Source organism: Bacillus sp. es.034 (assembly GCF_002563655.1).
GTDB lineage: Bacteria > Bacillota > Bacilli > Bacillales > Bacillaceae_B > Rossellomorea.
Genome location: NZ_PDIY01000001.1, coordinates 243209 through 260870 on the forward strand (window position 1 = coordinate 243209; position 17662 = coordinate 260870).

At 48.5% G+C, this 17662-nt stretch carries 14 protein-coding genes and 1 other annotated feature; of the genes, 8 read left to right on the top strand and 6 right to left on the bottom strand.

Annotated features, from left to right (window positions below):
- Window positions 1-57 precede the first annotated feature (57 nt).
- Entirely contained in the window at window positions 58-1116 is a 1059-nt protein-coding gene (gene cax, locus ATG71_RS01345; protein WP_286162882.1) for a calcium/proton exchanger, read from the bottom strand.
- 88 nt (window positions 1117-1204) lie between these two features.
- On the opposite strand from cax, the gene ATG71_RS01350 reads away from it, so the two are divergent.
- Window positions 1205-1618, top strand: a complete 414-nt coding sequence (locus tag ATG71_RS01350) for a pyridoxamine 5'-phosphate oxidase family protein (RefSeq protein ID WP_098438013.1) — start codon at window positions 1205-1207, stop codon at window positions 1616-1618.
- A gap of 130 nt (window positions 1619-1748) precedes the next feature.
- Here the strand turns inward: ATG71_RS01350 and ATG71_RS01355 are convergent, their stop codons facing one another.
- On the bottom strand, window positions 1749-2132 hold the full coding sequence (locus tag ATG71_RS01355) for an OsmC family protein (RefSeq protein WP_098441686.1): 384 nt from the start codon (window positions 2130-2132) through the stop codon (window positions 1749-1751).
- Window positions 2133-2262: 130 nt separating this feature from the next.
- Here ATG71_RS01355 and ATG71_RS01360 point away from each other — a divergent pair, with 130 nt between their 5' ends.
- The 7 genes from ATG71_RS01360 (at window position 2263) to ATG71_RS01395 (ending at window position 13856) form a co-directional block, all read left to right on the top strand.
- Window positions 2263-3447 carry an MFS transporter gene (locus tag ATG71_RS01360; protein WP_098438015.1) on the top strand — a complete coding sequence of 395 codons (1185 nt, stop codon included), beginning with the start codon at window positions 2263-2265 and terminating at the stop codon, window positions 3445-3447.
- Window positions 3448-3660: 213 nt separating this feature from the next.
- The gene (locus ATG71_RS01365; protein WP_098438018.1) at window positions 3661-5577 is read left to right on the top strand and encodes a heavy metal translocating P-type ATPase; all 1917 of its coding nucleotides are present in this window, start codon (window positions 3661-3663) and stop codon (window positions 5575-5577) included.
- A 428-nt stretch (window positions 5578-6005) separates the two neighbouring features.
- Window positions 6006-7640 (top strand): PTS transporter subunit IIBC, encoded by a 1635-nt coding sequence (locus tag ATG71_RS01370; RefSeq protein ID WP_098438020.1) that lies wholly within the window; start codon window positions 6006-6008, stop codon window positions 7638-7640.
- 3 nt (window positions 7641-7643) lie between these two features.
- Window positions 7644-8441 (top strand): endonuclease/exonuclease/phosphatase family protein, encoded by a 798-nt coding sequence (locus ATG71_RS01375; protein ID WP_098438023.1) that lies wholly within the window; start codon window positions 7644-7646, stop codon window positions 8439-8441.
- Window positions 8442-8603: 162 nt separating this feature from the next.
- Window positions 8604-10325, top strand: coding sequence for a pyruvate oxidase (locus tag ATG71_RS01380; RefSeq protein ID WP_098438026.1), 1722 nt, complete (start codon window positions 8604-8606; stop codon window positions 10323-10325).
- Between the two features lie 51 nt (window positions 10326-10376).
- The gene (locus ATG71_RS01385) at window positions 10377-11957 is read left to right on the top strand and encodes an FMN-binding glutamate synthase family protein (protein WP_098438028.1); all 1581 of its coding nucleotides are present in this window, start codon (window positions 10377-10379) and stop codon (window positions 11955-11957) included.
- A gap of 213 nt (window positions 11958-12170) precedes the next feature.
- Window positions 12171-13856, top strand: coding sequence for a DUF3159 domain-containing protein (locus tag ATG71_RS01395; RefSeq protein ID WP_098438034.1), 1686 nt, complete (start codon window positions 12171-12173; stop codon window positions 13854-13856).
- Window positions 13857-13895: 39 nt separating this feature from the next.
- Here ATG71_RS01395 and ATG71_RS01400 read toward each other — a convergent pair whose 3' ends face one another.
- From ATG71_RS01400 to ATG71_RS01410, 4 genes are all read right to left on the bottom strand, one after another.
- Entirely contained in the window at window positions 13896-14453 is a 558-nt protein-coding gene (locus ATG71_RS01400; protein ID WP_098438037.1) for a GNAT family N-acetyltransferase, read from the bottom strand.
- 114 nt (window positions 14454-14567) lie between these two features.
- A complete protein-coding gene (locus ATG71_RS23225; protein ID WP_156030071.1) occupies window positions 14568-14741 on the bottom strand; it encodes a hypothetical protein in 174 nt (57 codons plus the stop codon).
- Window positions 14742-14848: 107 nt separating this feature from the next.
- Window positions 14849-16279 carry a proline--tRNA ligase gene (gene proS / locus ATG71_RS01405; protein WP_098438039.1) on the bottom strand — a complete coding sequence of 477 codons (1431 nt, stop codon included), beginning with the start codon at window positions 16277-16279 and terminating at the stop codon, window positions 14849-14851.
- Window positions 16280-16358: 79 nt separating this feature from the next.
- Window positions 16359-16563, bottom strand: a binding site (T-box leader).
- Window positions 16564-16609: 46 nt separating this feature from the next.
- Complete coding sequence (locus tag ATG71_RS01410; protein WP_098438042.1) at window positions 16610-17635, bottom strand: hypothetical protein; 1026 nt, start codon at window positions 17633-17635, stop codon at window positions 16610-16612.
- Window positions 17636-17662 lie beyond the last annotated feature (27 nt).

Consider the following 17662-nt stretch of genomic DNA (forward strand, 5'->3'; position numbering starts at 1 on the left):
ATTGATTTTCCCGCAAAAAAGACCCGGCAGAAAGTCTGCCGGGTCTTACCGTAACAACTATAATAAATAAAATCCGATCCCCATGATGAAGTAAGCGGCAAGCAGGGTCAATCCTTCAAACCAATTCGTTTCCCCATCATTGGAAATGATCACTGTGAGGAGGACCGCTGACACCATTGCCACAAGTTCCGGTAACGTAAACACGAGTGACATGCTTTTTTCAAAAAATAATGAAATCAGCACGAGCACCGGTGCCACGAACATGGCTACCTGGAGGGTGGAACCGACGGCGATTTCAACGGCGACATCCATCTTGTTTTTATAAGCCATGATTACTGCTGAAGCGTGCTCCGCCGCATTCCCTACGATCGCTACAATGATGACCCCGATGAAGAGCTCACTCCAACCGAAAGCTTCCCCAACTTCTTCAAACGTATGGACAAGGCGTTCCGATACATAGGCAACCGCAACAGTGGAAAGAGCGAGGATGAGTAACGCTTTCCCCTTGGTCCATTCCGGTTCCTCATCATGACCGTGAGCTGCTTCGCTGTTTTCACTCTGATACACACCGCGGTGCGTCACGAGTTTGAAGAACAGGGCAAAGAGATAAAGGAGGATCAAAATGATCGATATCCCGATGGAAAGGCTCATCGTCCTCCCTTCATTCATATCCATGGAGAACACTTCAGGAATGACGAAGGCCACGATAATGGCGAACATGAGGAGCCCTGAGTTATGGCGGGCATCGAACACATTGAACTTTTGACGCTTGAACTTCACGCCTCCGACAAAGAAGGACAATCCTGCCACCAGGAGGAGATTCCCAAGGACGGACCCGGTAAGGGAAGCCAATACAACCCCGATCAATCCTGCTTTCAAGGCGAAAATAGAAATGATCAATTCTACGGCATTCCCGAAAGTCGCGTTTAACAGTCCACCGATGCGGGGACCCGACACGACGGCCAAGCTTTCCGTCGCCCTTCCCATAAACGCCGCCAGGGCAATGATCGTGACGCAATAAATGACGAACATAATGACACTTGGCCAATGAAGCAGAGTACCGATCACCGAAACCGGGACCCCTGCAAATACAAGCAGCGTAAATACTTTATTCACGTTTATGATCCATCCTTTTTCAAGAAATTTGGTTAAAACAAGCCTGTTTAGACACATTATAGATAGAACCCTATTAGGAGGAATATCCATGGCACAAACCTTAAAAGATAAAATAACAGAACTGTTTTCCCATCATAAAATCGGCACCCTTGCCACCATCCGTGACAACAAACCGTACTCACGGTTTATGATGTTCGATCACGACGATCTTACTCTGTATACGGCAACAAACGAACATGCCCACAAGGCAGAAGACATTGCACAGAACCCTCATGTGCACATCCTCCTCGGATATGACCGCGATTCCGATCATGAACATTATGTAGAAATCGAAGCTGAGGCTTCCGTCGAAGACTCACCGGAACTGAAAGCAAAATTCTGGAAAGAGGAGCTCAAACACTGGATCGCAAGCCCCGATGATCCCGAATACCTGCTCCTCAAACTCACTCCCAAAACCATCCTCTACTACCCTAAACCCGGCAGCGAACCCCAGGAGCTGTAGGGACTTCTTGAGGGACGGACCTTCAAATGGCCAGACGCATGCACGCGTTCTTTCCATTTAGAGGTCCGTCCCTCTTTTAACGGACCTCCAACAAATCGAAAACGTTCCGAGGTCCGTCCCTCACGATTCTTTATCCCACCAACTCAAACGTTTCTTCAATCTTGATGCTGTCCTGCACCGATTGCACCATGGAGCAGTTCTTACGTGTGAGCTTCATGGCTTTCTCGATCTTGGCTTCATCAAGGTCCGTCCCTCGAATCGTAAAGTGGAGGGAGATGGCTTTGATGCGGTTGGCTTCGTCTTCGTTGCGGGTGACGTCGGCTTTGATGTGGATGTCGTCGAACTGGATGCGCATTTTTTCCAGTACTTTGCGCAGTACGCCCCCGCTGCATACGGCAACAGATGATACCAGTAATTGAAATGGGCGGAAACCATACTCTTCGTTACCCGATACCTCCAGCTTCCCAAACCCTAAATCACTGTAAAATCCGCCTTCTTGCATGTTATATTCCATTTCTTCATCATCCCTTCCTTCATATGCTAGTAGATGTTTTGATTTTACTCTATTCCCACCGTATTGCCAAACATTGAAATTGAGGGTACCATCAAAGAAGATATTTACTACGATTGGGAGTTTTGTCAAAATGAATCAAACATTAGCCTTCCGTTTCAAGGTACTGGTCGGGATCGTCGCCATTTCCGGTTTCTCACAGGGAATGCTCCTTCCCCTCATCGCCATCATTTTCGAACAGGATGGACTGTCCTCTTCCCTAAACGGGTTGAACGCAACGGCCCTCTACATCGGAATCCTGCTCGCCTCACCATTAATGGAACGACCACTTCAGAAAATCGGCTATAAACCGATGATCATCATCGGGGGAATCATCGTCGCCGTTTCGCTCTTACTGTTCCCGTTCTGGAAATCCTTCTGGTTCTGGTTCGCCCTCCGTCTTCTGATCGGAATCGGTGATCACATGCTCCACTTTGCGACCCAGACGTGGATCACGTCATTTTCGCCAAAAGAACGCCGGGGACGCAACATTTCCATTTACGGGGTTTCCTTTGGGATCGGATTCGCCGTCGGCCCGATGATGACGCAGCTCATCACGATCCATCAAGCCTTACCGTTCATCATTTCTTCCTTATTGAGCCTGACGGTATGGATGTTCGTCTTTCGCTTGCAAAATGAATTTCCCGAACAGCAAAACATCGGCAGCGCCTCGTTCCTCGGATCCTTCCATCGGTTCGGGAAGGTTCTTCAATATGCCTGGGTCGCCTTGCTGCCGCCTCTCGGATATGGCTTCCTGGAAGCGTCATTAAATGGAAACTTCCCTGTATTCGCCCTGCGAAACGGTCTTTCCATTGAAGCCGTGGCCATCCTCCTTCCTGCGTTTGCAGTGGGGAGCATCATCTCACAGGTGCCCCTCGGTATTCTGAGCGATAAATTTGGAAGACAACATGTCCTCCTTATCGTCATGATGATCGGATTCCTCTGTTTCTCGGCTGCCGGTATCGTTTCTGAGTCCACCGTCGGACTGTTCATTTGCTTCACGTTAGCCGGCATGGCTGTCGGATCGACATTTTCACTCGGCATCAGTTATATGACGGATCTCCTACCGAAAGAGCTGCTGCCTGCCGGAAACATCATGTGCGGGATCTTTTTCAGCTTCGGCAGCATGATCGGTCCATTCATCGGCGGTATCACCATCGACTGGTTCAAAGGCTCGAGCTTCTTCTATTTGATTGCCAGCATGATGCTGATGATTTTTGTCAGTCTGCTTCTCTTCTCCCTGCAGAACAAGCGTGGAGAAATAACCCAGAATAACTAGCACAAAATCCTTCCCATCCTCATATACATGTGGTAGGATTAGATTATAATTATTACAAATTACAAACTTCATATATTTTCAGCTAAGAGCACGTGCCGTTTTGCTGTCACCTTTCACTGGTGGCAGCTTTCGTCGTTTTATAGGGGTAATGACGTTGATTATTATTCTCAATGAGAATCCCCCATTTTCATTTACTTAAAAGGAGGAATACCTATGAGCTCACAATCCAAAGCACTATCCATGGGGTCACCGAAAGATAACATGCACTTCCTTGAAAAAATAAAACCCCATGCCGAATTGATCGCTGCCCTCATCAGCGGTGTGTTCATATTACTCGGATGGCTGACATCTCATGATGACTCAAGCATGAGCATCATCTTCTACCTCCTTGCCTTTGCCATCGGCGGTTTTGCGAAAGCAAAAGAAGGAATCGAGGAAACCATCGAAAACAAAGAATTGAATGTTGAGATGCTGATGATTTTTGCTGCCGTCGGATCCGCCATCATCGGTTACTGGACGGAAGGGGCGATCCTGATCTTCATCTTCGCCGTCAGCGGAGCTCTTGAAACGTATACAATGAACAAAAGTCAGAAGGAAATCTCCGCCCTCATGCAGCTCCAACCTGAAGAAGCATGGCTTGTCACAGGCTCAGGCGAAAAGAAAGTCAATGTATCAAGCCTCGAAATCGGTGATCATATCCTGATCAAACCTGGTGAACGGGTACCGACGGACGGTGTGGTCGTAAAAGGAACCACCTCCATCGATGAAGCAGCGATTTCCGGTGAAGCCGTCCCTGTGACTAAGGGGCAGAGGGATGAAGTGTTCGCCGGGACCGTCAACATCAACGGTGCCATCACGGTGGAAATGACCAAACCGAGCAGCGAAACCCTTTTCCAAAAAATCATCGACCTGGTGCAATCGGCGCAAAGCGAGAAATCCCCTTCCCAGCAGTTCATCGAACGCTTCGAGGGAACCTATGTAAAAGTCGTCCTCGCCGTCGTGTTCCTGATGATGTTCCTCCCTCACTTCATCCTCGGATGGAGCTGGACGGAAACGTTCTACCGGGCCATGGTCCTCCTGGTAGTCGCTTCACCGTGTGCCCTGGTTGCAGCCATCATGCCGGCCAGTCTTTCGGCCATCTCAAACGGTGCCCGTCACGGGATCCTCTTTAAAGGCGGCGCCCACCTTGAGAACTTGAGTACCATAAAAGCGATTGCCTTTGATAAAACAGGGACGTTGACGAAAGGGAAACCCGTCGTGACGGATATCCTGATTGCTGATACGATGAATGAACGTGACGTGATAAGCGCAGTTGCTTCCATAGAGAATCAGTCGAACCATCCACTCGCACAGGCCATCGTCGGTCACGCAACCCGCGAGTTCGACGTACAACTATTCCAGCCTGATTCCCTGGAGGATGTATCCGGCTGGGGAGTCAAAGCCCTTGTAGACGGGTCCGAGTGGAAAATCGGGAAAGCCGACTTTGTGGATAAACTGTTGGCAGAAAGGTTTATGAACGGAGCATACGGAAGAATCGCCTCTGAAGGAAAGACGACCGTTTTTGTGGCAAAAGAAAATGAAATCGTCGCATTGATCGCGCTGAAGGACGTTGTCCGGAATGAAACCATCGAAGCACTGAAACTTCTGGAAAAAGAAGGCGTCCAGACGATTATGCTGACAGGCGACAATGAAAAAACGGCCCATGCCATTGCAGAAGAAGCGGGCGTCGCTTCCTTCATTGCCGAATGCCTGCCGGAAACGAAAGTAGACGAACTGAAAAAATTGAAAGATCAATTCGGTACGGTCGGTATGGTCGGAGACGGAATCAATGACGCACCGGCCCTCGCAACAGCCAACGTCGGAATTGCCATGGGAGAAGGAACCGACGTCGCCCTCGAGACAGCCGATGTCGTACTGATGAAAAACGACCTGACACGGATCGCCGAAGCCATCAAACTATCGAAAAAAATGAAGCGCATCGTCCAACAGAATGTCGTTTTCTCCATCGCCGTCATCATGCTGTTGATCGCCTCCAACTTCCTGCAGATCCTTGACCTCCCCTATGGAGTCATCGGACATGAAGGAAGTACGATATTGGTTATTTTAAATGGATTACGTTTACTGAAATAATAATAATGGAGAGCATCCAGCCTTGGCAGGGTGCTCTTTTTTGTATGAAGACTCCAGCTTTTATCCACATGTGAATAACCTCCGTCATCATCGAACACTATCCACAACCTCCTACCCACTACTTAATAACTACCTCTTATTTCCCCGGTACCGCCGCCAAACCTCCCCTGCCAAGGTCCGTCCCTCTCACCATTAATATTTTACTAAAATACTATTTTGTTATTGCTTTCTTGAAAGGGATATCATAAAATGTGTTTAGCTAGTGCAAACGGTTGCATCTATTCCGCACTCATTTTCATGTACATAGCACCATATCATGAAGACACAGCGACACGCATTTCATTTTAAGCTGAAATGTAAACGCACACATGTCATCCAATGTAAGAAATATAGTTCAATAGATTGATATTAAAGGAGGAAACGGGTTTATGAAGAATGTATTGTCATTTGATTTTTGGCAGAAGTTCGGGAAAGCATTGCTTGTGGTCGTGGCTGTTATGCCAGCTGCAGGGATCATGATTTCCCTCGGTAAGTTGATTGCTATGATGGGTGGAGACATCACATTAGTGCAAACGATTGCAAGAGTAATGGAGGATATTGGTTGGGGAGTCATTACGAATCTTCACATCCTCTTCGCCGTAGCCATCGGGGGCTCATGGGCGAAAGAACGTGCAGGGGGGGCCTTCGCTGCCCTGATTGCCTTCATCCTGATCAACCGGATTACAGGAGCGATTTTCGGAGTGAGCGGGGATATGCTTGGTGATCCCGAAGCAACGGTCTCTTCCCTGTTCGGACAAACGCTGGTCGTTTCAGATTATTTCATATCGGTCCTTGGTGCACCTGCCCTGAACATGGGTGTGTTCGTCGGAATCATTTCCGGTTTCCTTGGAGCCAACCTTTTCAACAAGTATTACAACTACAGCAAATTGCCTGATGCCCTTTCCTTCTTTAACGGAAAACGTTTCGTACCCTTCGTCGTGATCGGCGGATCGGTCATCATCGCCATCATCATGTCGATTGTATGGCCATTCATTCAAGGCTTACTTAATGACTTCGGTCAGTGGATCGCCACATCACGTAACACAGCGCCGATCATTGCGCCATTCGTATTCGGTGCATTGGAGCGTCTGTTACTGCCATTCGGTCTGCATCATATGCTGACGGTTCCGATCAACTACACGGAACTTGGCGGAACATATACGATTTTGACAGGTTCCAGCGCAGGATCGACGGTTGCGGGACAAGATCCATTATGGCTTGCTTGGATTGCCGACTTGAACAACTTCCTGGCTGCAGGGGACACGGCAGGCTACAAACAACTATTAAATGATGTCACGCCTGCCCGTTTCAAAGTCGGTCAAATGATTTTATCCACAGCTGCCCTGATCGGTATCGCGTACGCCATGTACCGCAATGTGGATAAAGATAAGAAGAAAAAATATAAATCCATGTTCCTCTCAGCTGGTTTAGCTGTATTTTTAACAGGTGTTACAGAGCCGATCGAATTCATGTTCATGTTCGCTGCCCCGCTTCTCTATGTGGTGTACGCAATCATGACGGGACTTGCTTTCGCGATTGTGGATATCGTTCACATCCGCGTTCACTCGTTCGGATCCATCGAGCTTCTCACCCGTGTACCGATGATCATCAAAGCTGGTCTGTGGGTAGATCTTATAAACTTTGTCATTGCCTGCCTGGTATTCTTTGGTCTGAACTTTGCCGTTGCCAACTTCCTGATCAAAAAGTTCAACTTCCCGACACCGGGTCGTAATGGAAACTATATTGAAGATGAAGCTTCTACAGGCGGAGGGTCGGTCAGTGCGGATTCCATCGCGCCGAAAGTCGTTGCCATGCTTGGCGGCAGTGACAACATCGTGGACGTCGATGCCTGCATGACCCGTCTTCGTGTAACGGTAAAAGACACAAGCCTTGTCGGCACGGAACAGGAATGGAAGAAAAACGGTGCACTCGGCCTCATCCTGAAAGATAAAGGCGTCCAGGCCATTTACGGTCCGAAAGCAGACGTCATCAAGTCAGACATTCAAGACCTGCTGGGAGCGTAAGCCATGAAATTACTGACGCTGAATTGTCACTCATGGCAGGAAGACAACCAGCTCGACAAGATCTCGATTCTAGCCGATGACATCGCGGAGAAATCCTACGATGTCATCGCCCTTCAGGAAGTCAGTCAGCTGATTGAAAGCGAAATCGTCCATGGCTTGGTCAAAAAAGACAATTATGCCCTTGTCCTCCTTGAAGAACTGGTGAAGCGAGGCGTGACCGATTACACACTCGTATGGGACTGTTCTCATATCGGCTACGACGTCTATGAAGAAGGCGTCGCCATTTTGACGAAGCACCACGTCGTGGAGGAACATCGCTTCTTCATTTCGAAAAGCCATGATCAATCCTATTGGAAAACCCGTAAGATTGTTGGGGCCACCATTTCTTATCATGGAAATCCCCTCACCTTCTACTCCTGCCACCTCGGCTGGTGGACGGACGATGAAGAACCATTCAAGTACCAGGTAGACTCCTTAATGGAACAGGTCACCCCGGAATCCCCCTATTTCCTGATGGGCGATTTCAATAACAATGCCCTGATTCGTGATGAAGGGTATGATTATCTCCTTTCCAAAGGACTCCTGGATACATTCGGTGAAGCCGTTGAACGGGACAGCGGCATCACCGTCCGTGGAAACATTGCCGGTTGGGATGAGAATACAGTCGATTTACGGCTCGACCTTATCCTCTCCAGTACAAAAATAGATGTCGCTTCATCCCGGGTCATCTTCAATGATGGTAATAAACCTGTCGTATCGGACCATTTCGGAGTGGAAGTAGAGTTAGGAGAAAGCAACTGATCGTATATCGGTTGCTTTTTTTTTGCGTTCAGAGAAGGCTCATGGAAAGTTATCGACCATTCTACATCTATCGACAAACTCCGCAACCACTCCCTCCCCCCCACGTTTAACAAATCACCATCAGTGGTAAAAAATCACCATACACTAAAAGGAGGTTCAATTATGGGACATAAACTCGCAGGGCAGGCAGCTGCCGACATCATGGAACAATGGAAGATCAAGCATGTATTCGGTCTTCCCGGTGATTCCATCAATCACTTTGTCGACGTATTGCGAAGTGAAAAAGAGGAAATTGAGTTCATCCAGGTCAGACATGAGGAAGTCGGGGCACTTGCCGCCTCGTCGTATGCGAAACTCACGGGAAACATCGGGGTATGTTTATCCATTGGCGGACCCGGGGCCATCCACCTGTTAAATGGACTGTATGACGCGAAGGCCGACGGGGCACCCGTATTGGTTTTGGCCGGACAGGTCGCGACGGAAGAGCTTGGAATGGACTCCTTCCAGGAAGTTCATCTGGACCGGGTATTTGCTGACGTTTCCGTATACTGTGAACGGGTATCGTCACCTGAATCACTTCCCGATCTCATGAATCAGGCAATCAGGACCGCTTATGCCAAAAAAGGGGTGTCCGTTCTGATCATCCCGGACGATATCCCCGGGCAAAAAATCAAGGACTCCATCAAAGATACGTCCAGTATCCCGGCTGCGACCATCGCCGCTCCCCTTGAACAAGATATGAAAACCGGAATGGAATATGTACATAAAGCGCAGCGTCCGGTCATTCTTGCAGGAACGGGATCCAGGCATGCCGCCCGTGAACTTGAGGCCTTCGCCGAAAAAATCGCGGCTCCGGTCATCTTTACGCTTCCGGCCAAAGGAATATTCCCTGACAAGCATCCCCATAATCTCGGACAGCTCGGTCAAATCGGGACGAAACCTGCATACGAAGCCATGGAGGAAGCAGATCTTCTCATTATGATCGGTACGTCGTTCCCTTACCGTGACTTCCTTCCCGATGATACGCCTGCCGTTCAGATCGATGCGGATCCGGCACAAATCGGAAAAAGATATCCCGTTACCGTCGGGATCGTCGGAGATTCGAACCTTGTGTTGAAACAATGGAATCAACAGCTTCCCGTCAAAGAGGACCGATCCTTTTTGGAAGAATGCCAGAATAATATGAAAAACTGGTGGAAGCATGTTGAAAAAGACGAAGTTGAAGCGACGATGCCCATGAAGGCTCCCCAGGTCATTGCTGCGCTCCAGAAGATTGCAGACGACGATGCGATCCTGTCCGTCGATGTCGGCAATGTGACCGTCTGGACCGCCAGACACTTCAAGATGACCAATCAGAGAATGATTATTTCCAGCTGGATGGCGACCATGGGTTGCGGACTTCCAGGGGCGATTGCAAGCGGCCTGGCAGAGCCTGAGCGCCAGTCGATCGCCGTATGCGGAGACGGCGGGTTCACCATGGTGATGCATGATTTCGTCACGGCGGTCAAATACAAACTGCCGATCATCGTCGTCGTCATGAACAACAGTAAAATCGGCATGATCAAGTATGAACAGGAATCCATCGGCCACCTGGAATATGAAACAGATCTTCAGGACATTGATTTCGCCCAGTTCGCCAAAGCATGTGGAGGGGAAGGATATCGTGTCATCAAACATGAGGATCTTCAGCCTGCCTTTGAAATGGCAGCGAAATCCAATAAACCGGTCATCATCGATTGTGTCATCGAAGATCAGCCACCGCTACCCGGTAAGATCAACTTCGAACAGGCGGCCGGTTATTCAAAGCATGTTATGAAGAAGTTCTTCAAGAAGCATGAAGCCGAGATGCCACCGTTACGCAAAGCCATGAAACGACTATTTTAACAAAAGAGTGAGCCTGTAAAAGGGCTCCTTTTCCCTATTGGAGGAATGAATATGAACAGCATATCCATCATTCAGTGGATTCTCCTTATCATCATCGTACTCGCACTGCTTATCCCAGCTGGCCTTATTCTTTATTTATGGATGACCGATGAAAAACAAAAGGAGCATGCGGTATTGAGGAACTTTCCGGTTCTCGGAAAAATGAGGTACATCCTCGAGAAGATCGGTCCTGAACTGAGACAATACCTCTTTCATAATGACAACGAAGGAAAACCCTTCTCGAGACTTGAATACACGAATACCGTCATGGCGGGTAAATACAAATCCCGGATGCTCGGCTTTGGATCCGAGCGGGACTTCGAAAAGGAAGGCTACTACATACGAAACACCCTTTTCCCAGTCCAACGGGACGAACTCCGCATCGATAACTCACAAAAAGTCAAAACCAAAATCTACAAACTTGATAAAGACAATCTTCTCAGCCGGAGGGAACACCGCGAAGAATCTGAAGCAGACCCCTTTCTCCTGAAAGACGAAGATGCCCAGGTCATCGGTGAACATACGTGCAGGCATCCTTTTACAGTGAAAGGACTCGTCGGTCAATCCGCCATGAGCTACGGCTCCCTCGGTGAGCAGGCCATCACGGCTCTTTCAACCGGGTTGAACCTTGCTTCCGGGGCATGGATGAACACAGGTGAAGGCGGGTTGTCCAAGCATCACCTGAAAGGCGGAGTCGACATCATCTGTCAGATCGGCCCGGGCTTATTCGGCGTCAGAACGAAGGAAGGTGAATTTTCATGGGAAGAATTCAAGAAAAAGAGTGAACTCAAAGAAGTGAAGGCCTTCGAATTGAAACTTGCCCAAGGTGCCAAGACCCGCGGCGGCCACGTTGACGGAAAAAAAGTGACACAGGAAATCGCCAACATCCGTAACGTGGAGCCTTGGAAATCCATCGACAGCCCGAACCGGTTCAAGGAATTCAGCAACAATGAACAGATGCTGGATTTCATTGATCAACTCCGGGAAGTCGGCGGCAAACCCGTCGGAATCAAACTGGTCGTCGGGAACACGGATGATATCGAAAGCCTCGCTTCCTATATGGCCACGTCAGGGAAACATCCCGACTTCATCACGGTGGACGGAGGAGAAGGAGGAACAGGCGCATCGTATCAGGAACTGGCGGCTTCTGCCGGGGTCCCGATCAAATCCGCCCTTCCCTTCCTTCACGACACCCTGGTGAAACACGGCGTCCGGGATAAAGTGAAGATCTTCGCTTCCGGAAAATTGTTAACACCCGACAAGATTGCCTTTGCACTCGCCCTCGGTGCAGACTTTGTCAACATCGCCCGTGGACTGATGTTCTCCGTTGGCTGCATCCAAGCTCAAGTATGCCACACGAACAACTGTCCCGTCGGCGTTGCCACCACCGACAAGAAGCTGCAGCGGGCACTGATCGTCGAAGAAAAATCATTTCGCGTCTGCAACTACATCATCTCCCTCCGCGAAGGCCTGTACAACCTGGCCGCTGCCGCAGGGATCGATACACCGACAAAATTCGGCCGTGAGCACATCGTATTCCGGGATGAAGACGGACGATTGCATCCGATCAAGCCGGAAAAGGCACTGTCATAATGGAAAGAAGCAGCCGATGTCGGCTGCTTCTTTTTAGGAGGTGAAGGGATTGGATATCGCCCGGCCTTCATTTTCAGTCAAAATCCTCCCCCCTTCCAGACCAAGCGCTCAGTTAACTGACCACCCTCCCTCCTTAAAAACAAATGAAACCTCCCTGCCCCCTCATCCGTATATACACTATAAACAGAATCACAACCTTGAAAGGGGAACACTATGGGAAACATCTTACTATTTTCATTGATTGTCGGATTGGTCATGGCCTTATTGCTCGTACCGATGGCCGTCATGAAAAAACAAAATAAAAAAGAAGGATATCCATCCTTCCCGGCACTATTTGGAGCCACCTTACTCATCACGACCGTTGTGGTATTCCTGTTCTATTATCTATCGAATCTCGATCAGAACTTCACGAGCATATGGATCCTCCTGATCATTGCATCAGGATTCGGGGCAGCCTTTGCCACGGGGAAAGAAAGGATGGTAAAAGGGCTTCTGTTCCTGGCGAGCATCTTCGTCGGTGCTTACTTCCTGACTGCGTTCGTCTTCAATGCCGATGAGAAATTCGAATCGGCGAAAATGGACGTCAAAACAGAGATCCAGGCTTTTGATGAAAAGGAGACGCCGGCAAGCGTCCCTCCTCAATTCGCCCGTAATAAAATGAAGAAATCATTCGGTCAGGTTCCGAATACAAGTTATTATGAACTCGGTAACCTCCAGATCCAGAAAGTGGATGGTGAGTATGTCTATATCGCCCCTGTTGAATTCTCCGGTTTCTTCAAATGGTTCAAAGGGGACGCGACTCCAGGGTACTTCAAGCTGAGTGCCACGGATTCAAACGCCAACCCTAAATTCATCAAAGAAGAAATGGTATACACACCTTCTTCTTACTTTAATAAAAAAGTGGAGCGACATATCCGTTTGAATTATCCAAAGGAAATCTTCAACGGGGACGTTCAGCTTGAGATCGATGATGATGGTAAACCGTTCTATATCCAGACGTACGGAAACTTTATCTCTGCCCGTAACGGTTTCGATGTAAAAGGAATCGTCATGGTCGACCCGCAAACAGGTAAAACGAAGTCATATGCCATCAAAGATGTACCGGCGTTCATCGACGGCGCAGTTTCACCTGAAACGGTCAGCCTTCAGAACAGCTATTTCGGTAACTATGTGAAAGGGTTCTGGAACAGCCGCTTTGGTAAATCGGATGTAAAACTTCCTTCCGATGAAGGAACGGAAGCGAACGTAAGCCCGATTTTTGACGAAAATGGTGACATGTACTACTTCACCGATTTCACATCACCTAAAGAAGGCGTCGATTCCATGCTTGGATACTCCCTGACGAACTCAAGAACGGGAGAAGCGACGTTCTACACAGGAAATCTGGAAGAATCGTACATGGATTCACAAGGTGCCCTGCAGATCATCCAGAAGAAATTCATCGAGAAGAAATGGGACGGCGAAATGCCTGTGCTCTATAACTTCTACGGTGAAGCAAGCTGGCTGACTCCGGTCCTCGATGCGAATGGTTTCTTACAGAACTATTTCATCGTATCGGCAGCCAATCCGGAAATCTCAGCTTATGCGAACACGCCGAACCAGGCATTGAAAGCTTATAAAACCGCCCTGCAACGCGGTGGCGGAAGCGTCGACGGCAGCTCGAAAGCCGAGGAGAAGCAAGCAAACGGTACGGTCGTCCGGTTCTACAAAGAAAAATCCGGTGACTACACCGTCGTTTCCTTCCTCCTCGACAATGGGAAGAACTATATCGTTTCTTCCGAAAACAACTTACTTGCGATCTACTTGAAGGAAAATGATAAGGTAAACGTCACGTATATGGATACAGGAGAAGCATTCCTCCCTGTAAAAGACATGACGATCGAAGGATTACAGCAATAAGGAAAAGGCCGGAATCATCAACTGATTCCGGCCTTTTCTCTATTCACCCGCATTCACATAATACACCAGATTATCCGTCCACTCCCCAAACTCATAAATGAACCCTTTTCGTGTACATTCATACTCCATGCCCACTGCTTCCGCAAGGCGGATCGAAGGCGTATTATCCAGATTGATATGGGCTTCGATCCGGTGAAAGTTCAATTTCACAAATGCGAGCTGAAGGGCTGCCTTCATCGCTTCCTTCCCGTAACCACGGTTCCAATAGCGATTATGTATCGTGTAGCCGGCCCTGCCCCAGTTAAAGTTGTACCGCATGAGCGTCGAGAAATCGATCGTCCCGATATTCGCTCCATTTTCTTTCAGGAAGATCCCGAGGATATACACCTGATCACTCTCGATCATTTCGTCATGCTTCTCAAGCATCTCCCTGAACCAGAACTCCGTGCACTCACTCATATCCTGATAGCCGACATCATATTTATGCTGTGACGGGAGCCTGTTCAGATGTTCCCTCAACCAGTTTTCATAATCCTCATTCACGAAGGGCCTGATCACCAATCGCGGTGTTTCGATCGTTAAGTCCTTATGCTTCATCCTCTGCGCCCTCCTTTTTATGTATTACGTTAATAGTACCAACCACCTAAGTAGAATGGTAGTTCTTTTTCATAAAAACGGAAGGCGCCTCTCTACGGAGAAACGCCTTCATCATTATTTCTCATTATTCCACTCTTCCTCTAATTCCTTCTCGATTTCCTCATCGGACAAATACTCCTCATCAAGCTGCTGCACATGCTCGGTGATCCGGTTGAGCTTGGAATGCACGATCCATAGGCTGATTACCACGAATACCATAAAGAAAATGACGATGAGTCCCACATCCATATTAAATGACGCCTCCTTTACCTATATTTATTAAGTAAACATAGAAAAAAGAAGACTTTAGTCAGAAAAAGTCCGGAAAGGTCCGAAAGTCCCCGGTCAGGTGAAACTCAATACGCCTTCGCCCAATACACCAAGTGTTTCGCATCCTTTTCACAGCATACGCATGTATCGGACACCTGCTCCTGTTCAAACGGCATGCATCGTGATGTGGCACTCGTTTCTTCCTTTATCTTATCTTCACAGGCACGATCCCCGCACCACATCGCTTTGATGAAACCGCCTTTTTCATTCACCGTCGTTTTGAACTCTTCAAACGTTTTGGTGATCGTTGTTTTTTCTTCACGGTGTTCCCTCGCTCTTTCCAATAGATTGCGTTGAATGTCTTCGAGGAGCACTGCCACTTTCCCTTCCAGCTCTTCCATCGTGACCGTGATTTTTTCCCCTGTATCACGTCTCGCCAAAATCACCTGCCCGTTCTCGATGTCCCGTGGACCGACTTCCAGGCGGAGTGGGATCCCCTTCATTTCATATTCATTGAATTTCCAGCCCGGCTTTTTGTCACTTGCGTCTATTCCGACGCGGGCAACACCTGCAAGCTGTGTCTTCAGGTTATAGGCAAAATCAAGGACGCCTTCTTTATGCTGGGCGATCGGCACGATCATCAGCTGGGTCGGAGCAATCCGTGGTGGTACCACTAGTCCCCGGTCGTCCCCGTGCACCATGATCATGGCCCCGATGATGCGGGTAGTGAGTCCCCATGATGTTTGCTGGACATATTGGAGCTTGCCGTCACGGTCTGTGAACTGGATGCCGAATGATTTCGCAAATCCGTCTCCCAGATGGTGGGACGTCCCCGATTGCAACGCTTTCCCGTCATGCATCAAACTCTCGATCGTATACGTATATTTCGCACCTGCAAATTTCTCTTTCTCCGTTTTCTGACCTTTGATAACAGGAATCGCCAGAATCTCTTCACAAAGCTCTGCGTACACTTCGAGCATCTTAACCGTTTCGTCATGAGCATCCTGATCAGTCTCGTGACACGTATGCCCTTCTTGCCAAAGGAACTCAAGCGTTCGCAGGAACGGGCGCGTCGTCTTTTCCCAGCGGACGACATTTGCCCACTGGTTATAGAGCTTCGGCAGATCCCGGTAAGAATGGATGATATTTTTATAATGCTCACCGAATAACACCTCGGACGTCGGACGCACGCATAGCCGTTCCGCTAACTCCTCATCACCGCCATGGGTCACCCACGCTACTTCAGGAGCGAATCCTTCGATGTGATCCTTCTCTTTTTGCAGCAGGCTTTCAGGGATAAAAAGGGGCATATACACATTTTCATGCCCGGTTTCCTTAATTTTCCCATCAAGGGCATCCTTGATGTTTTCCCAGATTGCGTATCCGTAAGGTCTGATAATCATCGAACCCCGGACACTGGAATAGTCAATCAGCTCCGCCTTCGTCACGACATCGGTATACCACTGGGCAAAATCTTCATCCATGCCCGTAACATCTTTTACAAATTCTTTAGCCATTTTGAGAGCACCTCATTTTTTAATTGGATTAGTTTTAACGGCGAATCCCCCGACGGAAACAAAAAAAGCCCTGCTTCTCATCAAGGACCATTTCTGGCGGTACCACCCTGATTCAAAGCAAAGCTTTACACTCATTCCATGATAACGGTTTCGGACCGCTGATATCTTCATTCGATACAGAACTTAGAGGCAGGTTCAAAGGTTCATCCATGGGAGCTTCTCACCAAACCGCTCCCTCTCTGAAAAGACAAGGTCCCTTTACTGATCCTCTTCAATGTTTCAGTTATTTTAGATGATTATATAGAGATTCCGCGGGAGTGTCAATATCTGTTAGAGGGAATAAAACCGGTCCATTTCCCGTTCAAAGAAATCATTCCCGTTCCGATTGTCAAAATCCCCCGCAATTTCCTCCGCCACTTCACTCATCACATCCACGGAGAATCCCGGGCGGTGCCCCGCTTCCAGGAGCTTCCGGTGGAGGACGATTGCACTCATATAAAAATAGAACATCCCATACGGGTCTTTCCCGCTGTCGGCATACTCGATGTGGCGCTCCAATACTTTGATACCCCTAAGAGGTTCCGTTAAAGCCAGAAATCGGATATGCTCAGAAGCCTCAATGAGAAAATGGGGTTTATCGTAAATGAAAAAGTATCCCTCGGATTGGTAACGGCGGGCTTCCTCCACCCGGCCTTCCTCATAATAAGGAAGGAGCAGCTTGCTGTACGTCAGATGCGGAATTTCCCCGCAGCACACTTCTTTGGATAATAACAGCTTCTCGATGGGAGCCGCCTTCTCTTTTTCCCCGGTAAAATAGAAATACTCAAGCTGTGTCTGATATTCACAGGCTTCACAATCCGCCAGGGAATCCCGTTCTGAGGCGAGCCACTCATGATAATAGGCGTGAGCGTCCTCCACTTCGCCAGTCTTCAAAGCCCGCTTATGCTGATGCTGATAATAAGGGCGCAGACTGTATCCGTAGCGGTCATACGCTTCCTGGAAGTCATTGAAAAAAGCATCCAGGAGCTCCATTTCAATGCCCGGCATCTTCACCAAGTGCTCCGCCATCCATTTATAGATCCAGAGGAAGCTTTCCACCCAATCCTCCAAGTTCTCTTCATTATCTAAAAAGAACCCGTTGCACCATTCGAAGTGATCGAATAATTCCTCATACTCCCCAAGATAGTTGACGGTCCTCATGATTCCGAACCGACAGCAGAATTCCTTATAGAGATCCCCTTCTTTTTGGGCGATGAACAACAGATCCTCCAACCCATCCCATTTTTCAAAGCTCGCTTCTTCCCGGCTCATCAGCTCTTCCCATTTATCCCAATATTGATCCACCGTCATCTTCATCCGCGAACCTCCTTCATGAGTGCGTTT

What these genes read in the sequence shown, in the direction of transcription:
- ATG71_RS01370 (WP_098438020.1), top strand. Translation starts at nt 6,006, where the DNA reads ATGAAGAATGTATTGTCATTTGATTTTTGGCAGAAGTTCGGGAAAGCA.
- ATG71_RS01375 (WP_098438023.1), top strand. Translation starts at nt 7,644, where the DNA reads ATGAAATTACTGACGCTGAATTGTCACTCATGGCAGGAAGACAACCAG.
- ATG71_RS01385 (WP_098438028.1), top strand. Translation starts at nt 10,377, where the DNA reads ATGAACAGCATATCCATCATTCAGTGGATTCTCCTTATCATCATCGTA.
- ATG71_RS01400 (WP_098438037.1), bottom strand. Translation starts at nt 14,453, where the DNA reads ATGAAGCATAAGGACTTAACGATCGAAACACCGCGATTGGTGATCAGG.
- ATG71_RS01380 (WP_098438026.1), top strand. Translation starts at nt 8,604, where the DNA reads ATGGGACATAAACTCGCAGGGCAGGCAGCTGCCGACATCATGGAACAA.
- ATG71_RS23225 (WP_156030071.1), bottom strand. Translation starts at nt 14,741, where the DNA reads ATGGATGTGGGACTCATCGTCATTTTCTTTATGGTATTCGTGGTAATC.
- ATG71_RS01355 (WP_098441686.1), bottom strand. Translation starts at nt 2,132, where the DNA reads ATGGAATATAACATGCAAGAAGGCGGATTTTACAGTGATTTAGGGTTT.
- ATG71_RS01350 (WP_098438013.1), top strand. Translation starts at nt 1,205, where the DNA reads ATGGCACAAACCTTAAAAGATAAAATAACAGAACTGTTTTCCCATCAT.
- ATG71_RS01360 (WP_098438015.1), top strand. Translation starts at nt 2,263, where the DNA reads ATGAATCAAACATTAGCCTTCCGTTTCAAGGTACTGGTCGGGATCGTC.
- ATG71_RS01365 (WP_098438018.1), top strand. Translation starts at nt 3,661, where the DNA reads ATGAGCTCACAATCCAAAGCACTATCCATGGGGTCACCGAAAGATAAC.
- ATG71_RS01395 (WP_098438034.1), top strand. Translation starts at nt 12,171, where the DNA reads ATGGGAAACATCTTACTATTTTCATTGATTGTCGGATTGGTCATGGCC.
- proS (WP_098438039.1), bottom strand. Translation starts at nt 16,279, where the DNA reads ATGGCTAAAGAATTTGTAAAAGATGTTACGGGCATGGATGAAGATTTT.
- ATG71_RS01410 (WP_098438042.1), bottom strand. Translation starts at nt 17,635, where the DNA reads ATGAAGATGACGGTGGATCAATATTGGGATAAATGGGAAGAGCTGATG.